Here is a 16,057-nt window from a genome sequence, read left to right on the forward strand (position 1 = left end):
AGAAACGTAATTAAAACCAACGCTTCCAGAAGCTCTTCTTCTCGGGCTCGGGAGCCTCGGGCTCCTCGGCGCCTTCGGCCTCGCCGGCGGCCAGGGCCAGCTCGGCCAGCTCATCGTCGGTGAAGGGGACGCCGTTGGCCTCCTCGTCGGCTGTGGCCTCATCGTCGAGCGCCTCCCCGGCTGCGGCCTCGGCCACAGCTTCCGCGTTGCGGTCGAGCTCGGCCAGCTCGGCGGCCTCAAGGCCCGCAGGCTCGTCCTCGGTCGTCTCGGCCACGATGGTCTCGTGGGTGCGCCGCCCGAGCGCCGCCTCCAGAAGATCGGCGTCGGCAGGCTCGGCCTCGATCTCGCCGGCCGCCTCCACGAGCGCCTCTTCCACGTCGCCCTGCTCGTCGACCACCGGTTCGCCGGCCACGCCCGCTTCAGCGATGCCCGCGGGAGCCGCCGGCTCGGCATCGCTAGCGTCCTCCCCGGTTTCCACGGCCCCCTCGGCCGCCGCCTCAGCCACGACCGGCGCACCTTCCAGCACGTCGCGGCGGCGCTCGCCGGCGGTAACGGCGGCTTCCTTGGCGTTCTCGCCGCGCAGGGAGTCCTCGTCCTCGTCGAAACGCTCGTCGAAGGCGCCCACGAGGGCGGCGGCGAACTCGTGGGCATCGAAATCGCGCAAGTCGTCGATGCCCTCGCCCACGCCGATCTTCACGATGGGCAGCTCAAGGTCGTGGCTCACCGCCAGCGCGATGCCGCCCTTGGCGGTGCCGTCGAGCTTGGTGACGATGAGCGCGTCCAAATCGAGCGCGCGGTTGAACTCCCGGGCTTGCTGCAGGCCGTTCTGGCCCGTGGTGGCGTCGATGACGAGCACGGTGTACACCGGCAGCTTCGAGCGCTTCCGCACCACATTCACCACCTTCTCCAGCTCGCGCATGAGGTCGGCGGAGGTGTGCAGGCGCCCGGCCGTGTCGATGAGCACCAGATCGGCGCCGGTCGCCTCGGCGCGCTCCAGGGTGTCGTAGCACACGCTCGCCGGGTCGGCCCCGCGCTCGCGGGTGACCATCTCCACGCCGGAACGGCGCGCCCACACCTCCAGCTGCTCGATGGCGGCGGCGCGGAAGGTGTCGGCCGAGCCCAAGATGACGGCGCGGCCCGCATCGGTGGAGGCCTTCGCAAGCTTGCCCACCGTGGTGGTCTTGCCCGTGCCGTTGATGCCCACGAACAGCACCGCGGCCTCCCCGCCGCCGAAGATGTCCTCCCCGCCCTCGGTAAAGGTAGCCGCGATCTCGTCGTTCAGCAGATCGAGCACCGCGTAGGCATCCGGCAGCGCGCGGCGCGTGGCCTGATCGCGCAGCCGCTCCACGATATCGGCCGCCGCGGCTCCGCCCACATCCGACAGGATGAGCGTCTCCTCCAGGCCCTCCCAGAACTCCTCGTCCAAATCGGGCCCGCGGTCCAAAAGGACGTTCATCGACTCCTTGAATTTGTCGCGCGAGCGGGCAAGCCCCTCGTTGATGCGGTCGAACAAGCCCATGGGGCCTCCTTCAGGTACGGAATCCAGCTGCCAAGCGCTCCTTGGGCCCGGCGTTCAGTTTGCCCATAGTGTACGCCATCCCGCAGCCCCTTGCGTCCAACCCGCCCGAATCTGGCAAGTTTTCCTCGTTTTCCAACGACCGAAGCGCCCCGAAGCCTGAAATAGGGCAGCCGAGATCCCCGAAGCGGTGCATTCCCCCTCTTGATGGCGCCACGGCGGCCCATCTTCCGATTTATATGTTGGAAATCGCAGAAAACTTGCCGAATTCGGCAGCCCCAACCGCACGCGACCGCGAGCACCCCTTCGCAGGCGGCACTTCGCCCTCGCCGGCCCTCGGCCCCAACCGCACTCGCCGCGGGCGCTCGCCCAGAAAGCCAACGAACACGCAACGGGTCATCAATAGCGCGTCATCAGTCGGAGCCGCGCGGTAAAGACGGGGTCGGGGCGGCCTATGATAACCGTCAGGTTTGTTCACCACCCTTGAAGGGAGATGCACCATGAGCTTTATCGATAAGATGAAAGATGCCGGCGAGGACATCAAGGACGCGTTCGCCGAGGGAGCCCACGATCTGGCCGAGAAGGCGGGAGATCTGAAGGACGCCGCCGCCGACAAGGCCGGCGACATCAAGGACGCCGTCGTGGACAAGGCGGGCGACATCAAGGATGCGGCCGCCGACAAGGCCGAGGATCTGAAGCAGGCTGCCAGCGACGCGGCCGACAAGGCCAAGGACGCCGCTGCCGATGCCGCCGACAAGGCGAAGGACGCCGCGAAGTAGACGCGCCACACCCGCAGGGAACCTCCAACCCCGCAAACAAGGCCCCGAGACTTGGCGATTGCCGAGCCCCGGGGCCTTCTCTTCTGGTAGCATGGCGAAGTTGAACTCTTGCCGGGCGCCCCCCACAGGCGCGCCCGGCCCGCCAAACCCGCGCCGGCACCCGCGCCGCCGGCCCCGACAGCAGCCGCCCGAAGCGGCCGCCCGTCCCCGAAGGAGACCCATGGAACGCGAGCGATTCGGCAGCCGCCTCGGCTTCATCCTCATCTCGGCCGGCTGCGCCATTGGCCTCGGCAACGTATGGCGCTTCCCCTACATCACCGGCGAGTACGGCGGCGCGGCGTTCCTCGTGCTCTACCTCATCTTCCTCGTGGTGCTGGGACTGCCCATCCTCGTCATGGAGTTCGCCGTGGGCCGCGGCTCGCAGCGCTCCATCGCCCGGGCCTTCAACGTGCTGGAACCGGCCGGCACCCACTGGCACAAGTACAAGTGGGTAGGCGGCGCGGGCTGCTATCTGCTCATGATGTTCTACACCACCGTGGCCGGCTGGATGCTCGCCTACGTGCCGAAGATGGCATCGGGCCAGCTCGCCGGCGCCGACGCCGCGGGCACCCAGGCCGTCTTCGACGCCATGCTCGCCAACCCCGTGGAAGTGGTGTTCTGGATGGTGCTCGTGTGCGTGATCGCCATCCTCATCTGCTCCCTGGGCGTGCAGAAGGGCGTCGAGCGCGTCACGAAGGTGATGATGCTCGCGCTTCTGGCTATCCTCGGCGTGCTCGTGGTGCGCGCGCTCACCCTGCCCGGTGCCGCGGACGGCGCGGCCTTCTACCTGCTGCCCGACTTCTCGAAGATCTTCGCCACCCCCGACACCTTCTTCGAGGCGGCCTACGCGGCCATGGGCCAGGCGTTCTTCACGCTTTCCATCGGCATGGGGTCGATGACCATCTTCGGCAGCTACATCGACAAGCACCGCTCGCTCATGGGCGAGGCGGCCACCATCGGCGCGCTCGACACCGGCGTGGCGCTGGCCACCGGGCTCATCATCTTCCCCGCCTGCTTCGCCTTCGGCGTGGCGCCCGATGCGGGCCCAGGGCTCGTGTTCATCACGCTGCCGAGCGTCTTCGAGCAGATGTGGCTCGGGCAAGTATGGGGCACGCTGTTCTTCGTGTTCATGAGCTTCGCGGCGCTCTCCACGGTCATCGCCGTGTTCGAGGGCATCCTGCGCTTCTCCATGGACCAGTGGGGTTGGTCGCGCAAGCGGGCGACCGTGGTGAACCTCATCGCCATCCCGCTGCTCTCCCTGCCCTGCGCGCTCGGCTTCAACGTGCTCTCGGACGTGGTCATGCCCGGCGTGGGCGACATCCAGACCATCGAGGACTTCCTCGTGTCCAGCAACATCATGCCCTTGGGGTCGCTCGTCTACGTGCTGTTCTGCGTGAGCCGCCACGGCTGGGGATGGAAGAACTTCCTCGCCGAGGCCAACGAGGGCACGGGGCTCAAGTTCCCCGCGTGGCTGCGCCCCTGGATGCGCTTCGGCGTGCCGGTGCTCGTGGTCATCATCCTCATCATGGGCTGGCTGCCCATCGTCACCTCCTGGCTGGCGTAGCCGGCACCTCCCCCTTCCCTCGCGCGCCTGCGGGGCCGGGGGCTTTCCGCAGCCGGCCTCGGGCCCATTTCACGTCATACGCGGGAAATTGAACGCTAGCGAATGCGGGCGGAGTGGGTGTACACGTTGAACTTGCCGTTCTTGGCGAACCCGATGAGGGTGACCCCGTGCTCGCAGGCCAGCTGGATGGAGAGGTTGGTGGGAGCGCCGGGCGAGATGACCACGGGAAACCCGATGCGGATGGCCCGGGCGATGATCTCGCAGGGCACGCGCCCCGAGAACAGAAGAATCTTGTCGGATGCGTCGGCTTCGTTCATCACGCACCATCCGGCCAGCTTATCCAGGGCGTTATGGCGCCCGATGTCCTCGAACCAGGCCACAAGGCCGCCGTCGCGGTCCACCATCACGGCGCTGTGCACGCCGCCCGTGCGGTGGAACAGCTTCGATCCGCCCTCCAGGTACTCGATGCGCGCGGACACCTCCTGCGCCGTGAGCATGGGGGCAACCTCGCGGGACGCGGAGGCCGCCGGGCACAGCACGCGGTCGACCACCGAGCCGGCCGCCCGGGCATCGGCCGTCGTTTCCACCGTCACCGTGCCCGCCTCCTCGTCCACCTCGAGGCGCCGCACCTGATCGGCGCGGTCGATGCGCCCCGACGTGAACAGGCCGCCCACCACCAGCTCGCGCACGTTCCAGGGCGAGCAGGTCATATCGCGCAGGGGACGGCCGTTCAAGATCACGAGGTAGACCACTTCCTCGATCACGGAATCGAGTCTCAGCGAGCTCTCGTCCCGGTCGAAGCGGCAAATGAGCCCATGGGTGAACGAGGCCTGCCCTCGCCCGTCCCGCGCCTTGTCCGACACCGTCGCCACGTCGTTCCTTCCGTCGTCGTTTCCGCAGCATTATACCTCCCCCTCGCCGGCCCCTCACCGCATCGGCACGCCCCACGTCCCCTCCAAAAGAAAACGGCGGCCTGGGAGGAAGGCCGCCGTTTCGCAGGAGAGGGCCGTGAGGTGCGCCGCTACTCGTTCACGCGGTTGGGCAGATACCACACCGAGGGGCCCGTGCCCTCTTCGGGCAGAAGCTGGTAGCCATCGGCGGCTTCGGCCTGGGAGCGAATATCCTCAAGCTCGCCGAACAGGCGCGCCTCGGCCGGACAGGCCGCCACGCAGGCCTGGCTGCGGCCGGCGCCCTCGTCGACGCGGTCGGCGCAGAAGGTGCACTTGTCCACCGTGCCCTTGGGCATGGTCGGGTACATGACCTCCTCGTACTCGTTCAGCGTATCGCCGAAATACCCCCGCTCGTCCTCGCGGTAGTAGCGGGCGCCGTAGGGGCAGGCGTTCATGCACGTCTTGCACCCGATGCAGTCGTCCTTGTTCACGGACACGATGCCGTCCTCGCGCTTGAACGACGCGCCGGTGGGGCATACCTCCACGCAGGGCGCGGTCTCGCAGTGCATGCACAGCATCGGCACCGCGGTCAGGCGCGTGTCCGGATACGTGCCCTCCACCTCGCGCTCCACATGGGAGCGGGTCACGCCGGGCGGGGTGCCGTGGGCCTCTTTGCAGGCGGTGGCGCAGGCATGGCAGCCGATGCACTTCTTCAAGTCAATGAGCATTCCGTAGGTCATAGCTCATCCCCTCCTAGGAAATCTTCTCGATCTTAACGCGAACGGTCTGGTCGAGGGCCGAACAGATGTGGTCCAGGCGCTTGGGATCCTGCCCGGGAACCAAGTGCGAGATGGCCGTGCCCTTGCCCTTGATGGCGGGCTGGAACTCGGAGGCGGATCCCCACGTGCCGGCGATAACCGACAGGCAGGAAGGATGGATCTTCTCCGACGTGGCGACAATGCCCTCGACGAAGGAGTCGTGCTGGCTCGTCAGGCGCACGGCGTCCCCATCGGCCAGTCCCTTGGCCCGGGCGGTCTCCGCGTTCATCTCGATGGCGTAGGCGTAGGGATTCGCGCCGTTGATCTCGTCGATATAGGGATTCTCGAGCGCCCACGAGTCGGTGTTGATGGCATCGGTGTAGTAGATGGGGAACAGGTCGTAGGCCGGATCCTCCGCCTCCCATTCCACCGCGGGCTTCCAGTCGGGGAAGGGCTGGTAGTCGTCGGTTTCCCAGTAAATGCCGAGCTCCTTCACCGATGCCTCGATCTTCTCCTTGGCCTCGAACATGAAATCCCAGTACAGCGGTACTTTGCCGGGAGCGTCGTTGGCCCAGATGTACATCTCGTCCACATCGCGCGGATGGGTGTAGACGCCATGCTCCTTCAGCCACGCGTAGTCGCATTGGTCGTCGAGCACGCTGCGGGTGACGGAATCGGCGAAGGCCTCGATATCGAGCTTCTGATCGGCGGGAATGGCGAACTCGGGCTTCACGCGGTACACCGTGTTCAGAAGGCCGACGTACGCCTCGTTCATGCCCTTGCGGTCGGCCAGCTCGGCGAAGATCTCGAAGATGGACATGATGCCGTCCTTGGGCTCCACCACCTTCTGCCACACCGGATAGGCCCACGGGATATCGATGCCGCCGATGACGCGGTGGTTGAGGAAGAAGTGCGGCATCGGATCGATGCGCTCCAGGTAGCTGGCCTCAGGCAGGAACAGGTCGTAGAAGTAGGAGGAGTCGTTCAAGAACAAATCCACGCCGATAACGTAGTCGAAGTCCTTGAACACCTTGATCTGCTCGTCGTGGTTGCCCCACCACTTGATCGGGTTGCACCCGTAGGCGAACATCACCTTCACCGGCTGGGTGTGGTACAGATCGGGATTCGCCTGAGCGATGTTGTAGAAGTGCGCGTCCTCGCCGATGGGCTGCAGGGCGAGCATGGACATGTCCTTGGGCGCGTAGTCGCCGTTGCGCACCTTCTCGTAGTAGGAGTGCGGGTAGGCCAGCATCAGCGAGACGTCGTTGATGAAGCCGTCCTCCTCCCAAATGCTCGGGCGCCACTGCACCGAGGGCTCGGGCGCGTCCGTCCAGCCGTTGCAGGCCGGATCGAAGCCGACAAGGCCGCCGACGGAGTTCGTCGCCCCGATAAGCGTATTCAGCGAGATGACCGACCAGCATGCGTGGAAGGCGTGCTTGTGGCGCGTGAGCCCCGAGAACAGGTCGACGCAGGCGGGGCGGTACGGCAGCGTCACGCCGTCGATCTCGATGGTCTCGCCGATGCAAGCCGCCTCGCCGAGCTCCTTGGCCACCTGGCGAATGGTGTCGGCGGGCACCGAGGTGATGGGCTCCTGGAACTCGGGGGTGTACTTCTTCAGGTGCTCCTTGTACAGCGAGAAGCCCGTCGTGCACGACTCGCCGTCCACGGTGAAGGTGCCTTCCAGCTGCGGGTCGGCGCACTCGTCATAGGGCTTCGCCTTGCCGTCGGCATCCATGTAGAGGGCCTTGTTCGAGCCCTTGTCGCGCAGGATGCGCTGGGTCTTGTCGCTCACGAGCGCCGGGCCGTTGGTGCGCTGGGTCAGGAACTCGCGGTCGATGAGATCGAGCTCGTGCACGAGCACATAGGCCATGGACAGCGCCGCGGCCGCATCGGTGCTCGGCGCGATGGGCACCCACTTGTCGGCCTGCTCGCCGGAGGCGCTCATGTGGGGGTCGAAGCTGACCAGGCGCAGCCCCTCGGCGCGACGCTGGGCGAACAGACCGGCCGTCATATTGAAGCCGTGGCGCGTGGCCGTGCCGGCATTGGTGCCGAACTGGACGATGTAGTTGCAGTACTTGTAGTCGGGCATGGCGTTGCCGGCGCCCGTGTAGATGTAGCTGACCTGGTGCACGCCGGTGCCGCACAAGTCGGCGATGGCGTTACCCGGCTCGTAGGCGCCGTACAGGGCGCCCAGGGCCATGCCCTTCACCAGACTGCCCGCCTGGCTCGCCACCATAGAGGCACTGCCGATAGCTCCGGGATACTCGGCCGCCGCGGCCGTCAGCTTCTCGTCCATGATCTGGAGCGCCTCGTCCCAGCTGATCTCCTGCCAGCCCGGATCGATGCCGATGCCCTTCTCGGGATTCGTGCGCTTCATGGGCTTCGTGATGCGGTTGGGATCGTAGAGCTGCATGATGCCCGCCGCGCCCTTGCCGCAGATATGCCCGTTGCCGATAGGGCTGTCCGGGTTGCCCGTCAGCTCGACGACCACGCCGTCGATCACATGGGCCTTGATGGAGCAGTTGCAGAAGCACATGTTGCAGCAGGTGGGAATCCACTCCCCCGCATTCGGATCGTAGGCCGTCTTCTCCGGCGAGGTGCTCGCCAGCTCGACCTCCCCCTTCTCCGCCGTTCCCGCCGCGCAGCCCGTAAGCCCCAGGCTCACTGCCGCCGCGCCGGCTCCTGCCACGAACCCTCGACGGCTGATATTCAGACCGCTCTCGCTCATGGTGTACCCCCTTCTCGAATAAGGAGACTCCCCTGCCCTCTGCAGAGGACATTCCCCTGGCATCTCGAAATGCCTATTGTCAGGGTACACTACTCTACTATGACAATCAATCACTAGAACTATCCTATTTCAAGGATAGTTCTGCCCTTTACTTCAGGAAGCTGTCGATGTTGTTGAAGGCCTCGCCGAAGGCCGAGGGCGCAATGACGAGGCCGCCTTTCTCCTTCACCGATTCGTAGATGAGGTTCATCGTGCGCAGCTGAAGCGCCTTGTCGTTCTGCTCGTAGACGGCGGCAGCCTCCACGAACATCTCGGAGATGTCCTTCTCGATTTCCGCCAACAGGAGGCGCGAGTTGCGCTCGCGCTCGGCCTGGGCCTCTTTGGACAGCGCGTCCTGCAAATCCGACGGCACCGCGATATCGCGTATCTCCACCGATATCACGGTAATGCCCCAGGTACGCGTCTTCTCCTCGAGAATTTCCTTCACCTCGTTGTCCAGCTGCTCGCGGCGCGTGGCCACCTCGGCCAGGTTGATGCGCCCCACGGCATCGCGCAGGGCCGTCTGAGCCGCCCACCACACCGCCGACGAGTAGTCCTCCACTTCCACGCAGGCGTCTTTGGGATCCCACACCATCCAGAACAGCACCGCGTCTATCCCGAGGGGGACCAAGTCGGCCGTGAGCGCCTCCTCGGCGGAAAACGGCGTCGTGATCATGCGCTGGTCGACCCGGGCGGCCACCGACTCCGCAATGGGAATAACCGTGTACAGCCCCGGGCCGCTGATGCGGCTGAACCGTCCCAAGCGCAGCACCACGACGCGCTCCCATTGGGGCGCGATCCGCACGGTGCTGGATGCCGCCAGCCCCACGACCATGCCGCCGATAAGCGCCATCGGCAGCGACACCTGCCACATCAGCAGGGCGAACAGGCCGCCCGCCGTAAGAAAGAGCGCCGTGGCGAACACATACACGCTGTTGCGCGAGGTCTTCTTCGCCGTTGGCGCCGCCATCGACCCGGCCAGAGCCGTGGCGCGGGCAGGAGCCTGGGTCGTCTCCTTCATCTGCTTGGCCTTGCTTCTCACCCTTACCCCCTCGCTCGAGCGCGCCTTACGCCGCGCCGCCCAGCAGAATCAGCTGCTCGGACACTAAATCGTGGATATCCTCGGCAGACATGCCCCGCGTGAGCGCCTGCTGCACGAAATCGATGGCGAGCGCCTCCACATCGCCGTCCACCGCCGAGAGCTTCACGCCCTTGAGGTCGGACACGTAGGTGCCCCGGCCGCGTTGCGTGTAAATGTAGCCGTCGCGCTCCAGATCCTGGTAGACCTTGTTGACCGTGTTGTAGTTCACGCCCAGCCGCACCGACAGCTCGCGCACCGAGGGAAGGCGCTCCCCCCGCTCGAACTTGCCGACGGAAATGAGGTACACCAGGCGCTTGCGAATCTGAATCCAAATGGGAACGACGCTCTTCTCGTTGATCCGGAAGGCGCTCAGAGGCTCTGCCTCGGCCGCTTCCTCCGCAACCGCCACATCTTCGATTTGCTCCCGCACGTCCATTCCGCGTCCCTTCTCTCAGTAATATTGTCATAGTATCACAGAGAACGAGGACGGCAGGGCACATATCCCGCCACATCGGGAAAACCCACGGAGGCGCCGTCTAGCTCCAGAAACCCAGGGCGCTCATGAAGGCCAGGTTGAAGCGTTCCGTGGCCATGAGCAAAACCACGCGCAGGCACAGGCCGCCCGCCAGCGTGCAGGCCGCGCCCAAGCCCACGGCCACGAGGGCCGGCCTGCGCCGGCACACGGCATCCACCGACAGGGGAACGACCAGCCCGAGCACCACCGTGCCGGCCCAGAACGGGAAGAGCAGCGGCCCGGCCACAAGCGCCTGCGCCGCCTGGGCCACCGCTCCGCCGGCCGCCAGCGAGCTTGCCAGAAAGGCCGCCAGCACCGCAGCCTCGATACCCACGAGCACCGCGTCCACCGCCAGAAGCGACTCCACCGCCTCGGGCATCCCCGGCACTGCCTGGCGGAAGAACGCGCAGGCCAGAAGCGCCGCCAAGCCACACGCGAGCGCCGAGGCGACGAACAGCACGGGCACCCACGGCGTGTGCAGGAACGGCAGCGACGGGTACATGGCCAGAAACACACCCGAGTAACCGATCACGAACAGGGCCAAGCCGGTGGCGATGACGCTCGCCGCGAACTCGAGCACCCTCAGCAGCACCCGGCCCGAGGCTCCCTCGCGCCCCAGATCGTCCTCGTCGTCGCCGGCCAGCGCTCCGGCGGCAAGCGCGAGCACGGCGCACAGGCAGAAGCCCACGATGCTCCAGGCCCCGAGCGAGAGCAGGCTCGGCGTGGACACGAGGAAAAGGTAGTAGGCGCGGTCCGGCACTCCCAGATCGAGGACGAGGAACAGCGCGCTTGCGGCCACGAGCACCGGTCCCAGCACGAGCCCCGCGTCGGTCACGACGCTCACGCGGGCGAACCAGCCGCGGCCCACGGCGGGCCCGACGCGCAGCGCCATATCGACTGCCGACCCGATGAGGAACGCGCCGGCTCCCGCTCCGGCGAAAAACAGGTACAGTGCGATGTAGGCGCTTACCATTCCCCTCCCCCTTATCCCCTCTTCCCTACCGGCTGCCGGCCAGGGCGAACTCGAGGGCCGCGGTGGGCACATCGGCGCTCTTCAGCACCACGGCCACGCGCTGGCCCAGGCGGAAGACGCGGCCGGTTTCCTCGCCCGTGAGCGTGTAGCGCACCGGGTCGAAGGCGAAGTACTCCTCGCCCAAGGCCCGCACGGGCAGAATGCCCTCGGCGGTGCAGTCGAGGCGCACGTAGAGCCCGTAGACTGCCACCCCGCTCACCACGGCGGAGAAGGCCTGGCCCACAAAGGCGCTCAGGTACTCCACCATCTTCAGCTCCTGGGACTGGCGCGCCGCCGTGTCGGCCACGCGCTCCATGTCGCTTGCGTGCTCGGCGATCCAGGGCAGGGCCGCCACCTCCTGGTCGAACTTCTCGGGGCGGCGGGTGAGCGCCGCGCGCAGCATGCGATGCACCACGAGGTCGGGGTAGCGCCGGATGGGGCTCGTGAAATGGCAGTACACCTCGCTCGCCAGCCCGTAGTGCCCGAGGTTCTCGGGCCGGTAGACGGCCCGCTTCATGGCCCGCAGAAGCAGCGAGCTCACCAGCTCCCCCTCGCTGCGGTCGGCGGAAGCGGCGAGGATCTCCTGGATAGTGCGGGCGTCGCCCGCCACCAGGCGCGCCTCCATGGGGCGCGTGAACCACGGGAACTCCTGGAACACGGGGATGAGCGAGCCGAGCGCGTCGGCGGCGGGCGGCTCGTGCACGCGGAACAGGCAGGGGAAGCCGCGGGCCTCCAAAAAGCCCGCCACGGCCTCGTTGGCCAAGATCATGGCCTCCTCCACGAGGCGCGTGGCGTCGGTCTTGCGGCGCAGCACGATGTCCACCGGCCGCCCTTCCCCGTCGAGGGCCACCTTGGCCTCGGTAGTGGAAAAGTCGATGCCGCCGGCGCGGGCGCGGGCCGCCTCGCGCAGGCCGGCGAGCCGCGAGCACTGCACGAGGCGCCAGGCGAGGTCCCCTCCGACGGCGATGGCCTCCTTGTAGTCCACGAGGATGGCGTCGGCCTCGCCGTAGGAAAGCCGCGCGTCCGAGCGGATGAGCGCCGGGTAGAAGTCGGCCCGCACGAACTCGCCGTCGTCGTTCAGGTACAAATCGGCCGTCATGGAGCGGCGCACCTCGCCCGGCTTCAGCGAGCACAGCTCGTCGGAGAGCGCGGGCGGCAGCATGGGAATCACCCGATCGGCCAGATAGACGCTCGTGGCGCGCCGGCGCGCGTCCAAGTCCACCGACGAGTTCCACGGCACGTAGTGGGACACGTCCGCGATGTGCACCCCGAGCCGCCACAGGCGCTCCTCTTCCAAGTAGTCCAGCGACAGCGCGTCGTCGAAGTCCTTGGCGTCGGCCGGGTCGATGGTGAACACGAAGCGCCCCGTCAGGTCGCGGTATCCCGCGGAAAGGGCGCCCTCCGCGTCCAGCACGGCCGCGGCGGCCTCGGCGAGCGCGCCTTCCGAGAAGACCGTCTCCAGCTTATGACGCGCCACGATGAGGTCCACCCCCACGCGCACGTCGTCAGCCTCCTCGGCGATGACCTCTTCGATATGCCCCGTGGCCGCGCTCTTGCGGGTGGGGAACTGGGCGATGCGCACGCGCACGAGCGCCCCGTCGGGCACATCCGGGTAGTCGGCGCGCAGGGTGAACACGTCGTAGGGAATGCGCGGGTCGGCGGGCACCACCACGCCGAAGGGCTCAGCCACCTCGTAGCGGCCCACCACCGTGTCGTGGGCCCGGTCGATCACCCGCAGCACGCGGGCCGCCGGAAGCCCGGAGGCATCACCCGCCGCCGCGCCGTCGGCCGCCCGGCCGCCCTTGCCCGCGCCCTTGCGCGCGGTCGGCGCCACTTCCACCAAGTCGCCGTCGAAGGCACCGGCCATGGCGCTTGGCGGAACGAAGTACTCGCCCTCGGCCGTGGCCACGAACCCGTAGCCCTCGGCCCGTGAGACGAGCACGCCGGTGGGGTTCGCCTTCGCGCGCCGGCGCGTATGCCGCTGGTTGCGCCCCACGGCCTACACCGCCGGGGCGAGGCTGCGGGCGGTGTCCACGGCCACGAGCATCTGGGTGTCCTCGCCCTCGGTGCTGCCGTTGGCCACCTCCACCTGGGGCACGACGCCCACCCCGTCGATGGGCTGGCCCTGGGGCGAGAGATAGTAGGCCGCCGTGTAGCGCACCGCCCCGCCGAAGTCGAGCTCGCGCACCACCTGCACCGAGCCCTTCCCGAGGGAGGTCTCCCCCACCACCTGGGCGCGCTGGTTGTCCTGCAGGGAAGCGGCCAGCACCTCGGCGGCGGCGGCGGTGTACCGGTTCACGAGCACCACCACGGGCGCCTCGGTGGCCACCTTGCTGCCCGAGGGCACGCTCTTCGGCGTGATGCCGTCGTTGGTCTGGATCTGCACGAGCACGCCCGAGGGCACGAACAGCGCCGCCACGTCCACCGCCTGGGTGAGATACCCCCCGGCGTTGTCCCGCAGATCGAGCACGAAGGAGGTGGCTCCCTGGGCCGTGAGCCCCTCCACCGCCTGGCACACCAGGTCGGAGGCGTTCTGGGTCACCTGGCGCATCTTCACCACGCCCACGCTTCCCATAAGCTCCGTGGACAGGTTCGCCTCCTCGTACACCTTGCACTCGAGGGTGGTGGAGAACTCGTCGCCGGTCTGGGCGTCGATGGAGGAGGGGCGCATCCAGGTGACCGAGACGCTCTCCCCCTCGTGCTGCGACAGCGCGTTCACCACCTCGGTCATCGACCACGCCGAAGTGTCCTCGCCTGCGATGGCCTCGATGAAGTCGCCCTGCTGCACGCCCTTGGCCTCGGCCTCGGAGCCCTCGAAGACGCCGGACACGTAGGCGCGGCCGTTGTAGTCGGCGAAGGTGACGCCGATGCCGGCGTAGCTGCGGCTCGTCGATTCCTTGATGTAGTTGTTGTACAGGTCGGGGTTGTAGTAGGCGGCGTAGGCGTCCCCGGTGGCCTTCATGAGATCGGCCAGTATGGAGTAGGTGGCCTCGGTCACGTCGGCCTTGTCCAGGCTGTAGGTGGCCAGGATGTCCTCCACGTCGGCCACGCGCGCGCTCACCGAGTCGTAGGTGTCGGGCGTGGACATCTGGGCGAGGGAGGCGGCCTCCTCCTCGGACACGGGGATGCCCCACTGGTCCATGAGCGCCGTCTGGCTGCGCAGCACGAAGCCGGCGCAGAAGGCCACCGCCACGAGGATGACGGTAACGAACAAGCGGAACATCAGGTGGTTCGTCGCGCGCTCCATGCGCTGCTCGCCGCGGAAGCGGGCGCTGTGGGCGATGGGGCGGCCGTTGTCTTCTCGGGCCATCGGGGATACCTCCTCAAACCGAAGCGCGACCCTGCGGGCACACCGGCAGGGTCGCGCGAGTTCACCGTTGTCGGACGCGGGGCCTTCCCGGCCGCCGCGCGGCTACACCTTCAGGTAGCGCCTCATGGCGAGGGCGGAGCCGATCAGGCCGATCACCAGGCCCGCCGCCACCAGCACGATGTAGATCATCGCGTAGGTCTGGCCGCTCACGTCCAGCGAGAGGAACGACAGCGCGCTCTGCAGCTTCGGCACGGCGTAGACGCGCAGAAGCTGGAGCACGCCCACGGCCAGAAGCGAGCCGATGAGCGCGTGCAGGGCGCCTTCCATGAGGAAGGGCCCGCGGATGAAGCCGTTCGACGCGCCCACCAGGCGCATGATGGCGATCTCCTTGCGCCGCGCCATGATGGCCAGGCGGATGGTGTTGTTGATGAACACGAGCGCGATGAACACGAGCAGCAGCACCAAGGCCACGCCCAGGTAGCGCACGTACTTGGTCACCGAGAACAGGCGGTCGACGGTCTTCTGGCCGTACTTCAGCGAGTCGGCCGGGTCGTCCGGGTTGTCGCAGATGGAGCGGAAGGTCTCGTTGGCCTCGATGGCGCCGGCGATCTCGTCCACCTTCTGCGGGTCGGACAGGCTCACGTCGATGGAGGCCGGCAGCGGGTTCGTGCCGTCGAGCTGCTCGATGATCTCGGGGTTGGTGGTCATGGAGTTCTTGAAGTTCTCCAGCGCCTGGTCCTTGGTGGTGAACCCGACGCTCTCCACGCCGCCCATGCCCTTGATGGTGGCCATGACCTCGTCGATGGACTCCTGCGGGGCGTCGTCGGCGATGTAGGCGGTGATGGACACCTCGTCCTCGATGGAGGACACGAGGTGCTCCACGATGGTGCCGCCCACCAAAAACACGCCGATGATGAGCAGCGACAGGAAGATGGTGATGATGGAGCCCAGGGTGGTGGAGAGGTTCCGCGCGAAGCCCTGGAGCGATTCCTTGAAGAAGTAGAACAGACTAGACATCGAAGCCGTACACCCCCCGGTCCTGGTCGCGCGTGAGGTGGCCGCGGTCGAGCGCGATCACGCGGCGCCGCATGTTGTCCACCATCTCGCGGTCGTGGGTGGCCACGAGCACCGTGGTGCCCGTGCGGTTGATGCGCTCGAGCAGGTCCATGATGCCGCGGGAGGTCTGGGGATCCAGGTTTCCCGTGGGCTCGTCGCAGATGAGCAGCGGCGGCCGGTTCACGATGGCGCGCGCGATGGACACGCGCTGCTGCTGGCCGCCGGAGAGCTGGTCGGGATAGCTGTTCAGCTTGTCCGACAGGCCCACCAGGCGCAGCACCTCGGGGACCTGGGTCTTGATGACGTGGCGGCTCTTCCCGATTACCTCGAGCGCGAAGGCCACGTTCTCGAACACGGTCTTGTTCGGCAGGAGCTTGAAGTCCTGGAACACGCAGCCGATGTTGCGGCGCAGGTAGGGCACGCGCCAGTTGCGCATGGTGGTCAGATCCTCGTCAGCCACGTAGATCTTGCCCGAGGTGGGCTTGATCTCGCGGGTGAGGAGGCGGATGAAGGTGGACTTGCCGCTTCCGGAATGGCCCACGAGGAAGATGAACTCCCCGGCGAAGATCTGCAGGGTGATGTCGTGCAGCGCCGGCTTGTTGGGCTGGGCCGGATAGGTTTTCGTCACATGGTCGAAGGTGATGACCGGGGCCCCCATGGGGCCGGACATCTCGTCCACTTCCAGCATGGGAAGGGATTGAGACAACTGCGAGGTCATCGACGCCTTGGGATTGCCGGTCGGGCGAATGGCGCCCGCGCGCACGCGGGGAT

13 protein-coding genes are annotated in these 16,057 nt (G+C 67.2%); 2 read left to right on the top strand and 11 right to left on the bottom strand.

Features of this window, described 5'->3' with window-relative positions:
* Positions 1-10: 10 nt before the first annotated feature.
* Positions 11-1,519 (bottom strand): signal recognition particle-docking protein FtsY, encoded by a 1,509-nt coding sequence (gene ftsY / locus Q5064_RS06745; protein WP_302963236.1) that lies wholly within the window; start codon positions 1,517-1,519, stop codon positions 11-13.
* A 497-nt stretch (positions 1,520-2,016) separates the two neighbouring features.
* On the opposite strand from ftsY, the gene Q5064_RS06750 reads away from it, so the two are divergent.
* Positions 2,017-2,295 (top strand): hypothetical protein, encoded by a 279-nt coding sequence (locus Q5064_RS06750; RefSeq protein WP_302963238.1) that lies wholly within the window; start codon positions 2,017-2,019, stop codon positions 2,293-2,295.
* 220 nt (positions 2,296-2,515) lie between these two features.
* Positions 2,516-3,898: a sodium-dependent transporter gene (locus tag Q5064_RS06755; protein WP_302963239.1), complete on the top strand. Its 1,383-nt coding sequence runs from the start codon at positions 2,516-2,518 to the stop codon at positions 3,896-3,898.
* 95 nt (positions 3,899-3,993) lie between these two features.
* Here the strand turns inward: Q5064_RS06755 and fdhD are convergent, their stop codons facing one another.
* From fdhD to ftsE, 10 genes are all read right to left on the bottom strand, one after another.
* Entirely contained in the window at positions 3,994-4,770 is a 777-nt protein-coding gene (gene fdhD / locus Q5064_RS06760) for a formate dehydrogenase accessory sulfurtransferase FdhD (protein WP_302963241.1), read from the bottom strand.
* A 149-nt stretch (positions 4,771-4,919) separates the two neighbouring features.
* On the bottom strand, positions 4,920-5,528 hold the full coding sequence (locus tag Q5064_RS06765; protein ID WP_302963243.1) for a 4Fe-4S dicluster domain-containing protein: 609 nt from the start codon (positions 5,526-5,528) through the stop codon (positions 4,920-4,922).
* Between the two features lie 13 nt (positions 5,529-5,541).
* On the bottom strand, positions 5,542-8,274 hold the full coding sequence (locus Q5064_RS06770) for a molybdopterin-dependent oxidoreductase (protein WP_302963244.1): 2,733 nt from the start codon (positions 8,272-8,274) through the stop codon (positions 5,542-5,544).
* 148 nt (positions 8,275-8,422) lie between these two features.
* Positions 8,423-9,355 carry a slipin family protein gene (locus Q5064_RS06775; RefSeq protein WP_302963246.1) on the bottom strand — a complete coding sequence of 311 codons (933 nt, stop codon included), beginning with the start codon at positions 9,353-9,355 and terminating at the stop codon, positions 8,423-8,425.
* Between the two features lie 25 nt (positions 9,356-9,380).
* Positions 9,381-9,830, bottom strand: a complete 450-nt coding sequence (locus Q5064_RS06780) for a GntR family transcriptional regulator (protein WP_302963248.1) — start codon at positions 9,828-9,830, stop codon at positions 9,381-9,383.
* 100 nt (positions 9,831-9,930) lie between these two features.
* On the bottom strand, positions 9,931-10,881 hold the full coding sequence (gene nrfD / locus Q5064_RS06785) for an NrfD/PsrC family molybdoenzyme membrane anchor subunit (RefSeq protein ID WP_302963250.1): 951 nt from the start codon (positions 10,879-10,881) through the stop codon (positions 9,931-9,933).
* Positions 10,882-10,906: 25 nt separating this feature from the next.
* A complete protein-coding gene (locus tag Q5064_RS06790; RefSeq protein ID WP_302963252.1) occupies positions 10,907-12,916 on the bottom strand; it encodes a ribonuclease R family protein in 2,010 nt (669 codons plus the stop codon).
* A gap of 3 nt (positions 12,917-12,919) precedes the next feature.
* A complete protein-coding gene (locus Q5064_RS06795) occupies positions 12,920-14,230 on the bottom strand; it encodes a S41 family peptidase (RefSeq protein ID WP_302963254.1) in 1,311 nt (436 codons plus the stop codon).
* 102 nt (positions 14,231-14,332) lie between these two features.
* Positions 14,333-15,247 (bottom strand): permease-like cell division protein FtsX, encoded by a 915-nt coding sequence (gene ftsX / locus Q5064_RS06800; protein ID WP_302963256.1) that lies wholly within the window; start codon positions 15,245-15,247, stop codon positions 14,333-14,335.
* Positions 15,240-15,944, bottom strand: coding sequence for a cell division ATP-binding protein FtsE (ftsE, locus tag Q5064_RS06805; protein WP_368389099.1), 705 nt, complete (start codon positions 15,942-15,944; stop codon positions 15,240-15,242). The genes ftsX and ftsE overlap by 8 nt, the downstream gene beginning before the upstream one ends.
* Positions 15,945-16,057 lie beyond the last annotated feature (113 nt).

Origin of the sequence: uncultured Adlercreutzia sp. (assembly GCF_958431955.1) — a bacterium.
In the GTDB taxonomy this organism is placed as follows: Bacteria; Actinomycetota; Coriobacteriia; order Coriobacteriales; family Eggerthellaceae; genus Adlercreutzia.